General features: G+C 42.0%; 10 protein-coding genes. 1 reads left to right on the top strand and 9 read right to left on the bottom strand.

The genetic code is table 11. The annotated features are described in order from the left end of the window. Positions 1-22: 22 nt before the first annotated feature. Both V7L31_RS09950 and V7L31_RS09945 read right to left on the bottom strand, forming a co-directional pair. Positions 23-6,397: an ATP-binding sensor histidine kinase gene (locus V7L31_RS09950; protein ID WP_334696067.1), complete on the bottom strand. Its 6,375-nt coding sequence runs from the start codon at positions 6,395-6,397 to the stop codon at positions 23-25. A 347-nt stretch (positions 6,398-6,744) separates the two neighbouring features. Continuing rightward, on the bottom strand, positions 6,745-7,473 hold the full coding sequence (locus V7L31_RS09945) for an MBL fold metallo-hydrolase (protein WP_334696066.1): 729 nt from the start codon (positions 7,471-7,473) through the stop codon (positions 6,745-6,747). Between the two features lie 267 nt (positions 7,474-7,740). Between V7L31_RS09945 and V7L31_RS09940 the strand changes: the two genes are divergently transcribed. After that, positions 7,741-9,261 carry a site-2 protease family protein gene (locus V7L31_RS09940; RefSeq protein WP_334696083.1) on the top strand — a complete coding sequence of 507 codons (1,521 nt, stop codon included), beginning with the start codon at positions 7,741-7,743 and terminating at the stop codon, positions 9,259-9,261. Between the two features lie 54 nt (positions 9,262-9,315). Here the strand turns inward: V7L31_RS09940 and V7L31_RS09935 are convergent, their stop codons facing one another. The 7 genes from V7L31_RS09935 to V7L31_RS09905 form a co-directional block, all read right to left on the bottom strand. Then, positions 9,316-11,190: an iron uptake porin gene (locus V7L31_RS09935; RefSeq protein WP_334696065.1), complete on the bottom strand. Its 1,875-nt coding sequence runs from the start codon at positions 11,188-11,190 to the stop codon at positions 9,316-9,318. A gap of 544 nt (positions 11,191-11,734) precedes the next feature. Next, positions 11,735-12,991 carry an FAD-dependent hydroxylase gene (locus tag V7L31_RS09930; RefSeq protein WP_334696064.1) on the bottom strand — a complete coding sequence of 419 codons (1,257 nt, stop codon included), beginning with the start codon at positions 12,989-12,991 and terminating at the stop codon, positions 11,735-11,737. Positions 12,992-13,101: 110 nt separating this feature from the next. After that, the gene (cofG, locus tag V7L31_RS09925) at positions 13,102-14,073 is read right to left on the bottom strand and encodes a 7,8-didemethyl-8-hydroxy-5-deazariboflavin synthase subunit CofG (RefSeq protein ID WP_334696063.1); all 972 of its coding nucleotides are present in this window, start codon (positions 14,071-14,073) and stop codon (positions 13,102-13,104) included. A 99-nt stretch (positions 14,074-14,172) separates the two neighbouring features. Continuing rightward, entirely contained in the window at positions 14,173-14,934 is a 762-nt protein-coding gene (crtW, locus tag V7L31_RS09920) for a beta-carotene ketolase CrtW (RefSeq protein ID WP_334696062.1), read from the bottom strand. 1,129 nt (positions 14,935-16,063) lie between these two features. Further along, entirely contained in the window at positions 16,064-16,513 is a 450-nt protein-coding gene (locus tag V7L31_RS09915) for an SRPBCC family protein (protein WP_334696061.1), read from the bottom strand. Positions 16,514-16,532: 19 nt separating this feature from the next. Beyond that, positions 16,533-16,721: a CPXCG motif-containing cysteine-rich protein gene (locus tag V7L31_RS09910; protein WP_012411100.1), complete on the bottom strand. Its 189-nt coding sequence runs from the start codon at positions 16,719-16,721 to the stop codon at positions 16,533-16,535. A 90-nt stretch (positions 16,722-16,811) separates the two neighbouring features. After that, positions 16,812-18,467 carry a B12-binding domain-containing radical SAM protein gene (locus V7L31_RS09905; protein ID WP_334696060.1) on the bottom strand — a complete coding sequence of 552 codons (1,656 nt, stop codon included), beginning with the start codon at positions 18,465-18,467 and terminating at the stop codon, positions 16,812-16,814. Between the last annotated feature and the right edge of the window lie 13 nt (positions 18,468-18,480).

Below are 18,480 nucleotides of genomic sequence, written 5' to 3'. Positions count from 1 at the left end.
ATTTACCAAAAACCGCCAAAAATCATCCTGGAATTTCAATGATAAATTCTGTTCCTTCACCAATAACAGAGTTAAAACTCAATTTTCCACCGTGGGTTTCTTCGACTATTTGACGTGCGATCGCCAACCCCAAACCTGTACCTTTACCAACAGGTTTTGTAGTAAATAAATGTCCAAATATTTTGGATTTTGTTTGTTCGTTCATCCCATTACCATTATCAAAAATTGCAACTTTAACAAGATTTTTTAATGCCGAAGTAGTAATTTTAATTCTGTTGTATTTTGCTTGATTATCTGCCAAGCTCCGCCCAAGATTCGACTCATCTAAAGCATCAATTGCATTGGCAATAATATTCATAAATACCTGATTCAATTGTCCAGGGAAACACTCAACTTGAGGTAAATTACCATACTCAGTTATTACTTCAATTGCTGGACGTTGTTCATTCGCTTTGAGACGATGTTTCAAAATTAAAATCGTGCTGTCGATGCCTTGGTGAATATTAAATGGCACTTTATAATCTCTATCAGCACGAGAGAAAGTTCGCAAACTAGTACTAATATTTTTCAGGCGATCGCACGCCATAGTCATGGAATCAATTATCTTGGGCAAGTCTTGTAAACTATAATCCAAGTCAATTTCTTCGGCGTGGTTAAGGATTTTGTCATTTTTGTGAGGTAAACTTTCTTGATATAGTGCCAGATGTTCAACAATATCAGCGATGCTAGGTTTAACTTGTTTGAGACTAGCAGCAATAAAACCAAGAGGATTATTCATTTCATGAGCCACACCAGCTACTAAATTGCCCAGTGCAGACATTTTTTCACTCTGCACCATTTGTAATTGGGCGTTTTGCAAATCATTCAATGCTTGTTGTAAATCTTGTGATTTTTGCTGCAAGGCAAATTCAGCTTGTTTGCGTAAGCGCAGGTCTTCATAGACATCGCTAATATCTCGCATTACAACTACCGCACCGAGTTTGTTACCCGAAGAATCGACGATCGCCTGTCCGCTGGCTAACAAAATTCTCTTAGAACCATGCTTTGGCGCAATTACCATTTCGGCATTTTCGACTATTTCCCCCTGCAAGGCGCGAAACAGAGGGATTTCTGTAGTTGATAGAGGTGTTTTTCCATCAAGTTGATAGAGATCGAAATGTTCTGTCCATTGTTCTGGTGGTAATGATTCTACTGGTAAGCCATGAAATTCACGAGTTGCTTTGTTGAATAAAGTCAACTTGCCATGAGAATCACAGACAACAATCCCATCTGTAATATTTTGAATAATGACATTCAAAAACTCTTGTTCTTTGGCTAGAGACGCTTCGGCTTGTTTGCGTAAGCGAAGCTCGTCGTAGACATCGCTAATATCAATCATCACCCCATCCCAGATGATTGCACCATCGGCTTGTCGCTCTGGCCGAGCAGTAGATCTAACCCATTTCACGGTTCCTGAAGGCACGATAATGCGACATTCTAGCTCAAACGGTGCGACGTTTTGGGCAGAGTAGGCGATCGCTTGGGCAATAGCTGCGCGATCGTCAGGATGATTCATTGCATAAAGGCTATGCGTCCCTGCCATCACTGATTCTGGCTCTAACCCATACAAGTCAAAACAGCCAGAGCTAACGTAGGGTGTTGAAGTTGAACCGTCAGCGGCCAGACGGAATTGGTACACCATCCCAGGAATATTGTTCGCCAAATTTTGGAAGCGGATTTCAGTAGCTTGCAATTTCGCTAGAGATTGTTCTAACTGTTGAGCATGGTTTTGGGAATTTCGATAAAGTCGGGCATTTTCCAGAGAAATCGCCGCTTGCGCGCAAAGTAAGTTGAGCAGTTCGACGCGATCACTGGTAAAGGCTCCGGTTGCCAAATTGTTTTCTAAATACAATATGCCCAATAACTTACCCTGATGCAAAATCGGGCTGCACAAGATACTCTTGGGCTGCTGTTGCTGAATATACGGGTCATTGATTAATTGCGGATGCACCGTAGCATTCATAATTACAGCAGGTTGTAACCTGCGTTTCACGGTATTAATTAAGCCAATTGGCACTTCAACAGAGTCTTCAATAGACTGTGGGTTGAGCAACATTGGGTAAAAATCAACTTTGGCAGTCTGGTTCGGTACATTGCTCAGGGAAAGCTGTGCTAACGCCTGAATTAACAACCGATCTGACTCCAAAAGCATGAACACACACTTATCGGCTCCCGCATTTTCAATGACGATATGCAGCAAAGTTGAAAGCAGTTTTTCGAGTTCAATTTCCCCAGACAAGGTTTGGGAAGCTTTAAGAATGCTCGCTAAATCCAAAGCAACAGAGACGCTGCTACTATTGGAAGTGGCAGAACTAGTGGAGGTGACACTCCCCAATGTGAAGATAGTTTCGTTAGTTGAGAGCGGAGAACGGGTTTGCTCTAAGATGGGGGCGAGGAGTTGGGGATAGCGTCGTTCCAAGTCGGCGACTTTGGCTTTAGCGCCCCAACGAGCATAGCCATAGTAGGCTTGAGTTATGTATTCCTGGGCAATGCGTTGTTTACCCCAATCGAGATAAAATTTCGCTGCTAGTTCATTGGCTAGCGCTTCTTCTTGGATGTAGCCATGTTCTTTAGCAAGAGCAATGGCACGATCGTAGAATTCTAATGCCTCTGATTTTTCCCCTAAAACTCGGTATCGATCGGCTTCAACTAAATAAAATTTGTGCAGGTGATTTTCTGGAGCATGGCTAGCCCACTTTTTCATCTTTTCCTGGTTTTTAGCCACCCGTTGCAGAATGTGTTGCTGTTGTGGTTGAGAAACGTGAGAATAGATTGCCAGATGGGCTAGAGAATCATAGGTGTAGCAGAGCGGAACGATGAATAAGCCTGTAGCGCCACCGATATAGTTTTCAGCTGTGATCGCCGCTGACACCGCCAATTCAAACCTGCCAAAAATGTAACATAGACTCAGTTGGCTGGCATAAAAATAGTACAGCGCAGTCTGATCGCCCGAACGCTGGAGGGCTGGCACAATTTCCTCTCGATTAAAGGCATTTCCACTCAGCTGCCAAGGTTCAGCAGAATCGCCGATCATATTCAAAATTGCTTGCTGAAAAACGGTCAGATGACTGGTAAGACCTTCTTGCTTGAGGTGCGCCAGCTGATCTCGGAAGGCAGCGCTTTGTCGGCTGAGTTCGCTGAGTTCTTTGCCCATAAACCAACAGTACGAGATGTAAATAAATCCGCAAATAGTAGCTGATTCTAAATCTCCCGTTTCCAATCCAACTTCGTAGCCTTCCCGAAGAAACGGTAAGGTGTTCTTGAGCGGCTCTTTCCAATGCCACACACTGCAATGAATTCCGACATAGACTCTAGATTTCAGTTCTTTGGCATTGAAATGTTCGAGCAATAAAAGTGCAAGTTTTGCACACTCATAGCCAAAGTCAATCTCTCCTACCATTCCACAAAGTATTAGTCCGTAGTAGGCATAGCCAATTGCCGAAAATGAGGTGTTGCCATATTGAACGGATAAATTTACCTGCTCAAGGGTAATAAACGGTAAGAGTGCTGGAGTGACGACAAAAGCAGCAGAAGAGACAGCCGCAAGAATCCGTATAACTGCTAATTTGTTAGGGTTTGCAATCTGGGGCAGAGTGATTAAGTCTAACGGTTGTCTGCCAGCCAGGATCGATTTAGTCGCCTCGAATGCCTGTGCAATATCTAACTGACTGGGTTGCTCAGGAAAACTCGTTCCTAGACGTTCTACAATCTTCAGGGCAATCTGCACTGCCTCTATAAATTGATGTTGAGCTTGAGCAGCTTGAATTTGAACTTCATAAACTTTGACTGTATCCAACAAGTTTCTAGAGTGTTCGATGATGACTGCCGCTAATTGTGTCATCTGCTGAAAGTTGCCGCTCAGGTAAGCAGCTTCAGTGGCAGCTTCATAGAGAGCTAAGGTTAACTCATACTGGCTTTGCCACATATCTTCAGCTAACAAGGAAATACCTATAGTGCAATATTCAAATGCGGCTGTATAGGCAGTTGCGGCTCTGGCTTTTTGTCCAGCTTTTAGATTGAGTTGGGCGAGTTCTATTTGCTCAGATAGATCGACAATTAGGGATTTGCCGATATTAAGTTGGTTAACAATTTCAAACAATTTTTCGTCTTGTTTGGCAACAGGCGTATGAGTCAGTAATAATTGCCCAATTTTTAGGTGAGCGATCTGTTTTTGTACGTCTGGAATCAGGGAATAAGCAGCTTGCTGGACGCGATCGTGCAAGAATTTGTAAACCGTCATTTGTCCTTGGTGATTTGTCATTTGCAAATGACCAATCACCAATGAGGAATCCTGATAAAACTTGTAAATTTCATTGATAGGAATGATAAATCCTTCTTGCAATGCTTTCCACAAGTCTGAAGCGGTTTCCGTCTCTGACTTTTCAGAAACGATCGCTAACGTCGCCAAATCAAACTGATTGCCGATACAGGCTGCCAGTTTCAAAACATCTTGAGTGATATCGGGCAATTTCTGAAGCTGTTGCGCCATAAATTCCACCACATCGTCGGTGATAGCGATCGCTCTTACTTGCGTCACATCACACTGCCACCCCCCTTGACTTCCCTTAACAAGGGGGGACTGAGGGGGGTCAAAGGTAATCAGCCTATCCTCATGTAGCGCTTTCAAAAACTGAGTCGTGAAAAAGGGATTACCTTTAGCTTTTTGATAAACCAACTCCGTTAACGGCAATGCTTGTTCTGTTGCACAACTGAGGGAATCGGCGATTAAGTGGTTCACATCTGCTTGACTCAAGGGAAATAGAGTCAGAGTATTGATGTGGGAGGATGCCTTTTCAATCTCATCTAGAGTCAATATGAGTGGATGAGCTGCAAATACTTCGTTATCGCGGTATGCACCAATAATCAATAGATAGCCGCAATCCCTCTGGGACATCAACAGCTTCAGCAAATTAAGCGATGCCGAATCTGCCCACTGTAAATCATCGAGAAACATCACCAACGGATGCTCTGGTGTGGTAAAAACTTGAATAAACTTTTGAAACAGCAGATTGAAACGGTTCTGTGCTGCACTACCCGATAATTCTGCGATCGCAGGCTGTTTACCGATAATCTGCTCCAGTTCTGGAATCACCTCGATCAGGAGTTGCCCATTATCTCCAACTGCCGCTAAAATTTTATCCTGCCATTGCTCTAGTTGGCGATCGCTTTCACTAAGCAACTGTCCCATCAGATCCCGAAAGGCTTGGACAAAAGCAGACAGAGGAATGTTGCGGTTGAACTGGTCGTATTTGCCCTTGATGAAGTAGCCGTTCCAGCGCACAATCGGTTTATGCACTTCATTGACGACTGCGGTTTTGCCAATGCCAGAGAAACCTGCTACCAACATCAGTTGGGAGCCACCATTGGCAACATGGCCAAATGCTTCCAGTAACGTCTGTACTTCCGCTTCGCGTCCGTAAAGTTTTTCGGGTATGAGAAAGCGATCGCTAATATCTCGCTGTCCCAACTCAAACCAAGTGTGCTTACCTGTTTCTCGCCACTGTTCTAAGCAGGTAACAAGGTCATGTTTAAGTCCCATAGTACTCTGATAGCGGTCTTCGGCATTCTTCGCCATCAGTTTGCGGATAATCTCGCCCAGCATCAAGGGCAAATCGGGGTTGAAATCGCAGATAATGGGTGGAAGTTTCGCAATGTGGCAATGCACCAACTCCATCGGCTCATGGGATTCAAAGGGCAATTTTCCGCTCAGTAGTTCAAAGAAGGTTACGCCTAATGAATAAAAGTCGCTGCGGTAGTCAATGCCCCGATTCATCCGTCCAGTTTGTTCTGGCGACAGATACGCTAGCGTTCCCTCCAACCCCTTAGGACTTTGGATCTCCTGGGTTTCTCGTGGTAAGAGTGAGGCAATACTGAAGTCAATCAGCTTGATTTGTTTCGTATGAGGGTGAATCAAGATATTAGCTGGTTTAATATCTTTGTGAATGACGCGCTGTTGATGTAACTGGTGTAAAATGTCCAGCAGTTGCAGAGCAATGGGTAAAAATTGCTCTAATGTCAATGTTTTTCCTTGAGTAAATTGCCGTAAGCTAATGCCACCAAAGTCCTCCATCACTAGGGCATAGCCATTGTGATAGGCTTCCAGGCTGTAGGGTTTGATAATGTTGGCAATATCTAGATTTTTAGCGATCGCATATTGGTTGCGAAACTGTACTAATTCGCTAAAAGTTGGGTATTCTCGTTTTAAGAGCTTGATGACAACTGGTAGGCGTTGGCGAAGCCCACCGAAGGTATCGCATTCTCGAATTGCCCGATACACTTGGGTACGAGAACCTGAATAAAGTTCTTCTATAGTTTGATACCCAGCGATCTTTAAAGTTCCATCAACTTTTGCGCTCATAAACTTTTACGAAAATTTCTGTATGCTAACTTTATAATTCCCATGACAATCTCTTTAGTTAACAAATGTTAGAGGATTAGGGATTAGGGACTGGGGACTGCGGATTGGGAATGAGGAAGAGAACAAAGTGATCCAACAAGGCAAAAGTTAAAAGGCAAAAGAGAGAATAATAAAAAATGGTTACAGAGCAACTAAACTTATTTATGTAACGAAATAAAAACATTTCGAGATGGCTAGCACGTTCGCTTTTGGCGTCTCGTAGAGAGAAATAATATGTACTAAATCCCCTAAATTTATTTATGGGGATTATCTTCTTACTTATTACTTTTTACTTCTTAATCCTGCTTCTAAAGAGTCTCTCGCAGCAAAGTTGATAAATCTAAAGAGGCGAGGCGTTGATAAGCTTGATCGATGACTCGCTTGCCTCTGAGAAAGCCTGTATTAGCTCCAGGACAAATGTACCGCAGAGTTTCTGGTGTAAAACTTTTTAACAATAATTGAAGACTTTGAATTTGTCTTGGCCAGTGAAAGGTCTTAGCTGTCCGTAATGGTACTGGTTCACCCTGGTGGTTAGGAACTAAGTGGCGACCAGAAAACAATATGCCTCCAAGTTCACTATAGTAGAGACAAGATGAGCCGGGAGAGTGTCCTGGTGTCCAAATCACTTGTGTTGCGGTATCAAGAGTAAATTCTTGCCTAAAAGTAGTTACAGTTAAGCCTGGTAATAAATAAGCTTCTTGCTCTTGAATCAACACCTCGCAGCCAAAGGTTTGCTGAAATTCAGCAGTCTTGCCAATCGCGCCTCGATGGGTGAGAAATAACCAACGCACCCCTCCATAAGTGTGCAAAAAATCTTGATTTGTTTGCTCTAGGGCAGGGCAATCTATGAGGATATTGCCTTCATTTCTTACAATAAGATAAGAGGTTCCCCCTAATGTGTCCCGATTGGGTGGAAAAGCAAAAATGCTCTCTTGTGCGAAGTCCGATTGCAGAGAACTTCCGCTAGGAACTTCGTCAAGGAAGACAGCCCGTGGTGGCTTAGTTGTATGACTTGGTTGTTGAGGTAAAGGGCACATAATCAAAGTAGACAATCTGGTTACAGTGTGGCAATTCTCAAGATTGAACAGGGGACTGGGGACTAGGGACTAGGGACTGGGGATTAGGATTGGGGACTGGTACGCCAACCAAATCTTAAAAGAATTTCTTTCCCAATACCCAATACCCAGTCCCCAATCCCCTGTTAACCTTTATGAAAAAAATTGGGATTTGAGGTCTGCCTTGTAGTTAATGCTATGGTGCTGAAACTACTGGTGGGGCGTTTTGTCAAAATTACTGAAGATAATATGGCATTTTGGTTTCTGTTTATCCTGCTGCTGGGGCTAGCTACTTATCTAATGGTGCAGCACAGCGTCGCTCACATCACCCGAACACCAGTATGGTTGTTGTGGCTGGTTTTAATGACACCAGCATTTCTATTGAGTGGATGGACACTGTTCTACGGCCCGAAACAACCGCCGCCGCCAGCGTTGATCGTCTGGTCAATATTTGTTTGCACAGTGTTGTACTGGACGTTGTTTCACTGGGGGCGTCAAGTACCAAGAGATACACAGACCGAAGCCCAACCCCAAGCCTCAGAATTGCAGCCGACTATCCAGCCTACCCCAGAACCAATAGTGCGTCCCATTGAACCAGCAGAAGAAACTCTACTACGAAATTGTTTTCCTTGGTCTGTATACTACGTTCAAAATATTGAGTATCGACCCCAATCTGTAATTTGTCGCGGTCAGTTGCGAACTAAAGCCAGCAATGCTTACCAGCAGATTAAGACTAATATTGAAGCACAGTTTGGCGATCGCTTCTTGCTAATTTTTCAAGAAGGTCTAAATGATAAACCTTTCTTTGTGCTGGTTCCTAACGTTCAAGCTGCTAAAGAAAGAAATACACCAAAACGCGACCAAGAACGCTTAACTCGACCAGGGTTAGCACTTCTACTACTCGTAGCTACTTTACTAACTACTACCTTGGTCGGTGTGGAAATTGCTGGTGTTACTCTGCCGCCTATATGGAATATTGGCTCTCTATTCACAGTTCTATCTAACCCAAATGTCCTATTTAAGGGATTACCTTATGCTTTAGGATTGATGACTATTTTGGGCATTCACGAACTTGGGCATTATTTGACAGCGAGATTTTACAAGATTCGCTCGACCTTGCCTTACTTTATTCCCGTGCCTTTCTTTTTGGGAACTTTTGGTGCATTTATTCAGATGCGTAGTCCCATTCCCAACCGTAAAGCTTTATTTGATATTAGTATCGCTGGGCCATTTGCAGGTTTTATTGTTACCTTGCCATTACTAATATGGGGCTTGGCTCATTCTGATATAGTTTCTCTGAATGAAAAAACCCGACTTTTAAATCCTGATGCCCTCAATCCTAAGTATTCAATTTTACTGGCGATACTCTCGAAGTTAGCTTTGGGAAGTCAGTTAACAGCAAAATCAGCCCTTGACCTGCATCCAGTTGCAGTCGCAGGTTTTCTGGGACTAATTGTCACAGCGTTAAATTTAATGCCTGTAGGACAACTAGATGGCGGTCATATTGTCCATGCGATGTTTGGACAAAGAACTGCTCTCGTAATTGGTCAAATTGCTCGGATGTTGTTGCTATTACTGGCTTTAGTACGAGAAGAATTTTTGGTGTGGGCGATTATCTTATTATTTATGCCGTTGATTGATGAACCGGCACTGAATGATGTCACTGAATTGGATAACCAACGTGACGTTTTGGGATTACTGGCAATGGCTTTGTTGATTGTAATCATTCTGCCATTACCACAAGCGATCGCTAACTTTTTGCAAATTTAAAAAGTATTAAAACACAGCCAAAAAAGGTAAGTTTGTACTACTTTACTGCTCATGTTAAAACGTAAAAGTAGTACGAAGTACACCTACAGTTGTTGTTTCGTTTCTGCTGTCACCTTCTGGGTTAAATAGAATAAAGGCACCAGGGGTGATGCTGATATTATCGCTGACTTTCACGCGATAATACCCTTCTAAATGGTAAGGAGTCGCTCGATTGTCACCAAGTTGAGCCGAACCACTAGCATCAGTACGGTAAAGGGGTTGACCAAAAATAATCCCTGCATTATTCCCTGACTTGAATAAATCTTGAAAGTGAACTCCTACCATCCAACTTGTAAAGGTGGTGGAAGCATTGACGCTACTAGAAGAAGCATCGACAAACAGAGCTGCACCATAACCAGACAAGGCTATTTTGGGAGACAATCGCCATGTTACCGTACTCCCAACAGAGTTGAGCGCCACTGGTGTCCCAGCCGCAACCCCTGGTAAAGCACCGATATCATCACTAACTAATCCTGTACCCAAAATATTGATTTCGTGATAGCTGTGAGCATAGTTAAGACCAATATCAAGATCGCGACTTGGCTTCAAGGTTAACTGTGCGGCTATAACACTACTACCACTAAACAAACCTCCACCCAAAGGTGTAGTAGAAACTCCTGGTAGTGCCTCACTTGCAGATTTTTGGGGTAAATTGGCATTTACACTGCCATATAAAGCTCTAAAATCCAAATTTGGCGAAATGTTAAAAATAAATCCCGCCGCCGATGCTAAACCAGTACCCGAAGTCCCACCAGAAATCCGTACCACAGGATTCAAGCTGGCAAAACGAGAAATTGACTCTTGTCCTTCACCATAAAAAGGTGTAATTGCTGGGAAAGCATCTGATGTTTCCGCCGCAGTTCCCGCAAACAAGGTTAATTTATTAGCGACGGGAAAGATATACAGTAATTTGTAAAGCTGAACACTGTTTGCGCCAACACTCGACAAGGTATTAACATTTAACCCCGGAAATTGCGGCTCAAAACTGGTACGTGCGCTACTCGCACTTAAAAGCGGCGCAGCTAACCCTAAACTTTCTTGCAGGCTACCCTGTCCATTGACTCCACCCAAAAAGTTATAAGCTTGCAATCCAGTAATTAATAAATCTTTACCAGTAAAGCTAGTGGTAAGATTTAAGCGCACTCTATTTACTAGCATGAAGTTTGGATCGCTCCGATTGGGAGCGCCGCCAGTAGCACCAATACCAGCAATAATTGCCTCACCATTAAGTTTGGTAGTAGTAGAAAACTGATTTGCTTCTAGTTTTGCTGTGCGCTCTTCTACAGCATCTACTCGACCCCGTAATGTTACCAATTCCGCAGCAAATTGTTCTTGTAGTTTCTGTAACTTGGCTAAATCCTCTTTTTTGACTAAATCAGCAGTTGATGTTGTAATTAGTTCATTGATTCGAGATAAACAAGCATTTAAGCCAGCCGCAAATTCATAGCGAGTCATCGCCCGATTACCGCGATAGGTTTCATTGGGATAACCTGCGATACAACCATAGCGCTCAACTAAAGATTGTAGTGCTTGAAAAGCCCAATCTGTCGGCTGTACATCAGACAATTGGGATACGGATGTTACTTGTGCAAGTTTGTCTGATGGTTGAGATGAATTTGCCAATTGTGGTGTGATTACCTGCAAAGAATTATTAGCAGAATCCACCTCTAAATTTTTTTGGCTTTCATTAGATATCGGTAATTCATCAGAAATAGCATTGGCTAAATTGCTTTTGTTAAAATAAACTTTTTCATGGCTTTCAACATCTTGAGAAATTGCTACATTTTTATTTTCAATCTCTAAACTAGGCAGGGCTTGTACTGGTGATAAGCCAGCAATTAACCATAAAAAGCACACTCCCCCCGCAGAAGCTAGTAGATATTTTGTCATGATAACTCCCAATCTATATATGAAATGGTGACAAACTTGATTGCGATATTTAAATGATATTGATAAGTAAATTTAAAGTGAGCAAGATAGTCTTGTTAACTTTAAAATTTGCAAATCAGAAAGTTTCTTCGTGATTTGAGTTATCAAAGCATCAGGTTATATCGCAAGTATTAAATTATAGTAAATACTATTTCTGCAAAGAATTAACAATTAGTACTATTGATAATTCTAATAATTACTATTGGCAAAAGAATAATCAGGTTGGTGTACTTTTATGGTATTGGATATAAGATAAACGGTTATAAAATATAGCAATCTTAAATCAGTGGTGAATAAGCAGATACCCGACTTATTAGAGAAGTCGGGTATTTTAAGTGTTTTGATTTAAGGGAACTGCAAGAAATAAATTATCCAATATTGTGGGGTGGGCATCTTGCCCGCTATACAGACTGGGCGGGCAAGATGCCCACCCCACAAGAGTTAATTGAATATTTTTTATTTGGAAGTCCCTAAACGAAAGCAAATTTGAATTCCCTAAAGGAGTTTATCGTTTTGCTAGTTCTGGAGTTCGCCCCTTCAAGCCAATCATCAATTTCAGCATAAATACTTTTACTACAGGTACTCGCTGCAAAAACCATAAACCCAGACGACGAAACACTACCACAGGAAAGAAATTATTAGAAAACATCCGATCTAATAAATCGGTGAAACCTAAAATTGTCAGATTTTCTAGCTTGCGCCAGCGTTCATAACCTTTGAGAATCTGAATATCGCCAATATCTTTACCCGCCTTGTGCGCGGCTTGAATTACTTGCGCCAAAGCCGCTGCATCCCGAATACCTAAATTTAAACCTTGTCCGCCGACGGGATGGCAATTGTGCGCCGCATCACCAATTAACGCTAGTCGGGGGAGAACGTAGCGATCGCTTTGCATGAGTTGTACCTGAAAAACAAAGCGATCGCCTAATAATTCCAGTTTCCCCATCTGATCGCCATAGCGGCGGCTTAGTTCTGCCAAAAATTGCTCGTCATTTAAAGCACACAAAGCTTTTGCTTCTTCATGGGGGGCTGTCCAGACAATGCGGCAACGGTTCCCCGGTAAAGGTAAAATCGCAAAGGGTCCGCTAGACCAAAATCTCTCGTAAGCGGTGTTATTGTGGGGTTTTTCTGGTTTTACAAATGCCACAATGCAAGATTGCCAATATTTCCAGCCGGAAGTTTTGATGCCAGCAGCTTGGCGAATTGGCGATCGCGATCCATCTGCTGCGACAACTAATTTGCTGCGAACTGTCCTTAGCCGATCGGCAACTTTGATATCGATGGCGACTATATTCTGCTGGTATTTCGTATCTACTACTTCCGCCGGACAGAGATAAGTCACATTTGGGCAATCTTGGACGAAATCTTGCAACGGCTGCAACAGCGCTTGGTGTTCTGCCACATAACCCAACTCTGCTGTATTTATATCATCTGTGGTAAATTCCACCACATCGGGATAATCGGCATCAGAAAGACGGACTCGGCAATATTTAGCGATTTGAGGCAACATTTTCTCCCAAACGCCAATACCTTCATAAATTAGCGACGAAAGTTTGTGAACTGCATAAGCTTGTCCCTTGGCTACCGCCGCTGATGCCACTTTCGCTTCAATTAGCAAGACACTCAAGCCAGAATCTTTTAAAGCAGAGGCTAGAGTTAATCCAATAATCCCACCGCCGACAATTACCAAATCATATTCATATTCCCGCTCATTTGGCGGTGTTGGTTGAGGGGAAATTTGCTCAAGCTGCGTTATGGTCATTGTTAAGTTAGATTACAGCGTCTTAATTCTTATTTTGACGCGATCGCGCCTCCTTGAGCAACTTTACAAGCTAAACTAAGTACAGCTTTGCCCAAGTTCGTAGCAAATTATTAAACCAATAACATAGCATTCCGCGATCGCTTCACAGCTGTTTGTAATTCCCCCGACAACCAGCTATCAAATTGCGGATAAACTGGCGATCGCGGCACTAATTCCCACCCCGCAGGCTGTAAAATTTTTCTTAATGCCTGTTCCTGAACATGAGGATAATCGGGATTGACTTCATCTTTTGGCCCAATTCCACCCAAATCTCTTGCACCAGCTTCGATACAAGCGAGTAACCATTGGTCATCTGGAATTAAATTTGGCGGAATTTGAATCGTAATATCTGGCGGTAAAATCTGACGCGCCCTACAAATTACTTCTGGTAACTGATGAGGGTCAAAAGGTGGTGCATCAAAGGTTTGTTGATATCCTGGACTATGAGGTTGCAAGATAACTTCTTGAATGTGATGGTAACGTTGGTGCATATCAGATATAGCTTCCAAGGTTTCCCACCAATCATCTACAGCTTCCCCAATTCCCAACAGTAACCCAGTTGTAAAAGGAATCTGTAACTCTCCCGCCCATTGCAATTGCTGTAAACGAATTTTTGGTAATTTACTCGGTGCGTGGCGATGTACACTGTTTAACAATGTTGGCGTTAACTGTTCCAACATCAGCCCCATCGAAACATTTACACGCTTGAGCTTTTGCATTTCCTCAAAACTCAGTGGCCCCGCATTTGTATGAGGTAAAAACCCCATTGAAAGCGCTAATTCACACAAATCATAAATCCGCTCAAACCACGCCTGACGCTTTGGTGAATGTGGATGTACTTCACCACTAAGTATAAGGATTTCACAGACTTTTTCGCTTTGAAGTGGTTTTAAAATTCTGGCTGCATCTGAAAGACTCATCCAGGGACTTTTACCCGGTTCACTGCGAAAGTTGCAGTAGCTACAGCGATTAAAGCACTCGTAAGTGGGAACGATTGTATAAGCAGGGCTATAGCTGACAAGACGAGAATCATTAATTTGCATAAGCAGAATAAATTTGCTTTTAGTAAGCAGCCCCAGACTTATTTTAAGGGCTGAAACCTTTAATTATTCACGCACACTTATTTATTAGATAAAAAAGAGCTATTTTGCTTTATAAATTTCTGGTAACTGCCACCAAGGAATATGGGGATATTCGTGATGTTCCTCGTGATAGCCGAAATGATAGCACGTGATAAATGACCACCAAATTGGACGACTAATCGTTTGGGCACAATGAGGCTGAATATAGCCTGCTTTTGGTTCGCTATGTGGGAGGAAAGTACCAAAATAAAATAATTGTAATGAACTTAAAAGTGAAGGATACACCCAAAAGTAATTTAGATTATCACTGGGGATATGGAGTATATTTTTAACAAAATTATAAATAATCATGAGAGCAATTATTTGTCCCCAACTCCAGTAACCTTTCATAAAATGTAGATACCAAGCAAGGAAGTTTTTATATTTACCATTATGAAAATCTGGGTCTCTTTGAGTTGCTGGATTGTTGTGGTGTAACCAATGCTTTTTTAATAATTTTTGATAGGGTAAAAGACCATAAAGAGATAGGGTTAATGTTCCAATAAAATGATTAATTTTGCTGTTTTGGGGAAACACTACCCCATGCATAGCATCATGAGATGTAATAAATAATCCCGTATATAAAAATGTTTGCCAAGCTATGCTAGGCAATAGCATCCAAAGTTTTGACTTGGAGATGTCAAGGGGAAGTAATAAACTCAAGCTAATAACCCATACACTCACAATGACAATAGCAATGAAAAGTCCTTTAAACTGGGATTGACTTTTCACTACTGGAGTCAGTTTTGTTTGATGACTGGGTGGTTGTTCTAATTGAATCACGCTATTATTCCGCCTAGTATTCAGGTAAAAATTCCTAAAATATAGTCACCATAAAAAGCACTAACCACCAGCCAGAAAACTCTATTAGTGGTCAGTGTTTTGCATTGGATAGTGCCAACACTTTAAGATGTTTAGAAATATTAAGATACTTTAACTATTATTACACATACAACCGCCATACCAACAACTGTTTTTGGGATGGCGGTTTGATTATACAAGTTATAGTACTGATAGCTTTAGTGATTATAAAAACTAGTATTTGTAATATGGAGCTTTTTAAACAGCCGAAGTCAGGGAAAAAGGCAGTAACATAATTATCTGCAAGAGTAGGTAATGAAGTGAAGTAATTCGTGTATGATGCCGTGCCGTTGAGATCCCAAACTAATGTAGGCTAGAAACTGAATCATAGCCAAGCGTCTAAGGTTCAGACTGATGATTAAACCCCAACTCTAAAGTGTCACTTAGATAAAGTTCGTTGCTTATTTTACTGATTTAACCTATAAATTAGGACTATCTATAGTATTAAAGAAAAATATTAGGCGAATAGAATGAGATTGTTGGTCAATTCACGGTGGGTTTGACCCGTCACCTCTAAAACATTGGTTTGGCGTTGCTTTCCCGCCCTGAAATAAATTTCGGGCTAATAGCTCAAGTCCGTTGAAACGGACTGAAATTAGAGTAATCAGGAATGATGGGTTAGATACCCTATTAATTCGACAACAGTCTCATAGAATTCGCTACTGCACAAAACTTAGTCCACCTTTCCTGCGGAACGCTACGCGAAGGTGGACTAAGAGAAAATCAAGGGTTTTTAATCCACGGAGGTGGGTTTTGTTTGTATAGCCGCGACTTCCAGTCGCCCGATAAGTAATAAATTAGACTTTCCAAACAACCTCTAAAGAATGAGATTTCCTAGATTTTAAGAAAATACTTTGAAATCAGCGAAATGGTATTTCAAATGCCAAAAAGAATCTAACGAAAGTTAGAATATTTCATGAGTGTTATTGCCCAAACTAAAAAAGAGCAAATAATAGTATTTTTCAAACTTATAGTATCGCTCCTAATAAACTAATGGGCTGGAGCCACTTACTACAAGAGAATCATACTAGAAAAATAAATGACAATTAGCTCATAATGACTCACACTCACGTTTAGTTACGTAGTGCCGATAGCGAAACATCGCTTCTAATTGCGCTTGTACTAGCCAACCACTGACAAATTCAACTGTTCCTCCACCAGGCATAGAGAAGGAAATAGCGTCAGTTAATCTGGTTTTGCCATTTTCTGGTTCAAATTCATGTCGATGTACCCAATACTCGAAAGGGCCAGATATTTGTTCGTCGGTAAACAGACGATATTTTTCACATTCAGTATGACGCGCTAACCAAGTTAAGGGTAATGGGCCGAGAAACAAGCGAAATTCGGTGATAGCGCCTACTTTCAATCCCCCCTCACGACGAACCACTTGGACTGGCTGCCAAGGTGGATTTAACAGTTGTAGAATATCTGGCCTTTCATGAAATTTCCAAACTACTTCTGGCGAGGCATTAATTACTGAGGAATGTTTAAAGTGCAGCATGGAAAGAAAAACCTAAAATTCAACTTTCGGATTCGGTATCAATTTCGATATCTAGGGTATCTTCGTCAACCCGCACATACAAAATATTTGGGTTACAACAAACTTGACAATCTTCAACGTAAGATTGCTGTCCTCCAGCACTCAAATCAATAAAAGTTAAGTTCGGTTCGCCGCAATAGGCGCAGTAATACTCAGCTGTGTTTTGCATCAATTCATGGGTACTGGGTACTGGGTATTGGGTATTGGGTACTGGGTACTGGGTATTAACTTTTAATTCCTAGTTTCTATTCCCCAGTCTCTAGTCCCTAATCCCCAATACTGGCTGTAATTCTTTTGGGGATGGATTGATATAACTCTTAGCATCAGCCAAATGCTTTAGTAGTGTAGACTGTGGCAGAGGCCCTTGCAAGTGGCTCCAGGGTAATACTTGTTCTGTTGACCATTCGGCGTGGACGTAGAAATCTAAGTCGGGGATTTGTCCTTTGAGTTGCTTGAAAGCGCGTTTGTAGCTACCCAAGGAATCGCCAAAGTCACGAGTAAGTTCAAGAAGTTGGGAGAGTCTGCGATCGCCTCTCGATAACAAAGCCTGTATAATTGACCAATTATAGCTTTCTGGGCGAAATTCTATCCCCTGTGGTTTTAGCTGTTTTTGCAAAAACTGCAACCGCTTTTCGGCTTGGCGATTCACCCCAAACCATTGAAAGGGTGTGTGTGCTTTGGGTACGAAGGTGCTGCATCCAAATGTTAAGCGCAATCCTGGTGCAGCTTTTTTGATGTTACGCATCATCGTTACAGTTTGCTCTAAATCTTCTGCTTCTTCACCAGGAATTCCTGCCATTCCGTAGAGTTTCAAGCTTTTTAATCCGCCAGCTTTGGCATTGATTGCTGCTTGGATAATTTCATCGTTATGCAGCTTTTTGTTGACAATTTGCCGGATTTTCTCAGAACCACTCTCTACAGCAATGGTAAGCGATCGCGTGTCTCGTTTCGTCAAAGTTTCCGCTAACTGGACTGTTACAGTATTAGTTCGCACTGAGGCAATACTGAGACGGACATCATCATATTTTGGCTGACTAATATAATCTAGCAACGCCTCAAATTCTGGATGCTGTGTAACAGAAGCCCCTAATAATCCTAACCTGTTTGTGACTTCTAAACCTTTGGCGATCGCTGGAATTAATGAATCTTCCAGACTCGCTGTTCTAAAAGGCAGTGTGAGATAACTCGCCAAACAAAAGCGGCACATTTCTGGACAACTTCTCACCACTTCCACCATGTAGATATTTTCCCATGCCGCTTTTTCGGTGACTACAGTAGAAGCCGATAGTGTATTTCCTCTGTAAGTTTGCTTTTGCACCACTGCCGGAATTTCGGGAGAAATTGGTTTAATAGACTTTACTTCACCATCTCTGGTGTGATATTCCACCTCATACAAACTAGGTACATAAATTCCTGGTATTTGTGCAAGTCTTTTTAGTTGAGTTTGTCTTGAGGCATTTCTGACTTCTTTGTAAGCCTCAATAAAATTCCCTAATAGGTTTTCGCCATCCCCCAGTAAAACGACATCAAAAAAATCTGCAAAAGGTTCTGGGTTAGCAGTGAGAACGGGGCCGCCACCAAAAATTATCGGATGAGAATCATCACGGGAGGTTCCTCGAATGGGAATTTCTAAAGATTCCAGCAAATTTAAAATATTCACATAATCCAGTTCCCACGAAATCGAAAATCCCACAATTTCCGGTGTTCTAGGGAGTTGTTCGTGAATATCGGTAAACAGGCGACTCACCTGTACATCATCACGCATTGCAAAAGTTGCCCACACTACCTGATAGCCGAGACTAGTTATACCTACGCTGTACTCGTTGGGAAAAGCGAAGATTATGGGAATAGCGTTGGTATCTGGGGTAGTGGGGTTAAATAGAAGGCGTTCAGAGTCAAATACAGATGATGTCACAGGTGTTTGTTAG

Origin of the sequence: Nostoc sp., assembly GCF_036916655.1 — a bacterium.
GTDB lineage: Bacteria > Cyanobacteriota > Cyanobacteriia > Cyanobacteriales > Nostocaceae > Nostoc.
Note: the sequence above shows the minus strand (reverse complement) of the source record. Positions and strands in the feature narration are given on the sequence as shown.

Excerpts from the sequence above, each read along its gene's own strand:
- V7L31_RS09950 (WP_334696067.1), bottom strand. The coding sequence starts at position 6,397 with ATGAGCGCAAAAGTTGATGGAACTTTAAAGATCGCTGGGTATCAAACT.
- V7L31_RS09945 (WP_334696066.1), bottom strand. The coding sequence starts at position 7,473 with ATGTGCCCTTTACCTCAACAACCAAGTCATACAACTAAGCCACCACGG.
- V7L31_RS09940 (WP_334696083.1), top strand. The coding sequence starts at position 7,741 with ATGGCATTTTGGTTTCTGTTTATCCTGCTGCTGGGGCTAGCTACTTAT.
- V7L31_RS09935 (WP_334696065.1), bottom strand. The coding sequence starts at position 11,190 with ATGACAAAATATCTACTAGCTTCTGCGGGGGGAGTGTGCTTTTTATGG.
- V7L31_RS09930 (WP_334696064.1), bottom strand. The coding sequence starts at position 12,991 with ATGACCATAACGCAGCTTGAGCAAATTTCCCCTCAACCAACACCGCCA.
- cofG (WP_334696063.1), bottom strand. The coding sequence starts at position 14,073 with ATGCAAATTAATGATTCTCGTCTTGTCAGCTATAGCCCTGCTTATACA.
- V7L31_RS09915 (WP_334696061.1), bottom strand. The coding sequence starts at position 16,513 with ATGCTGCACTTTAAACATTCCTCAGTAATTAATGCCTCGCCAGAAGTA.
- V7L31_RS09910 (WP_012411100.1), bottom strand. The coding sequence starts at position 16,721 with ATGCAAAACACAGCTGAGTATTACTGCGCCTATTGCGGCGAACCGAAC.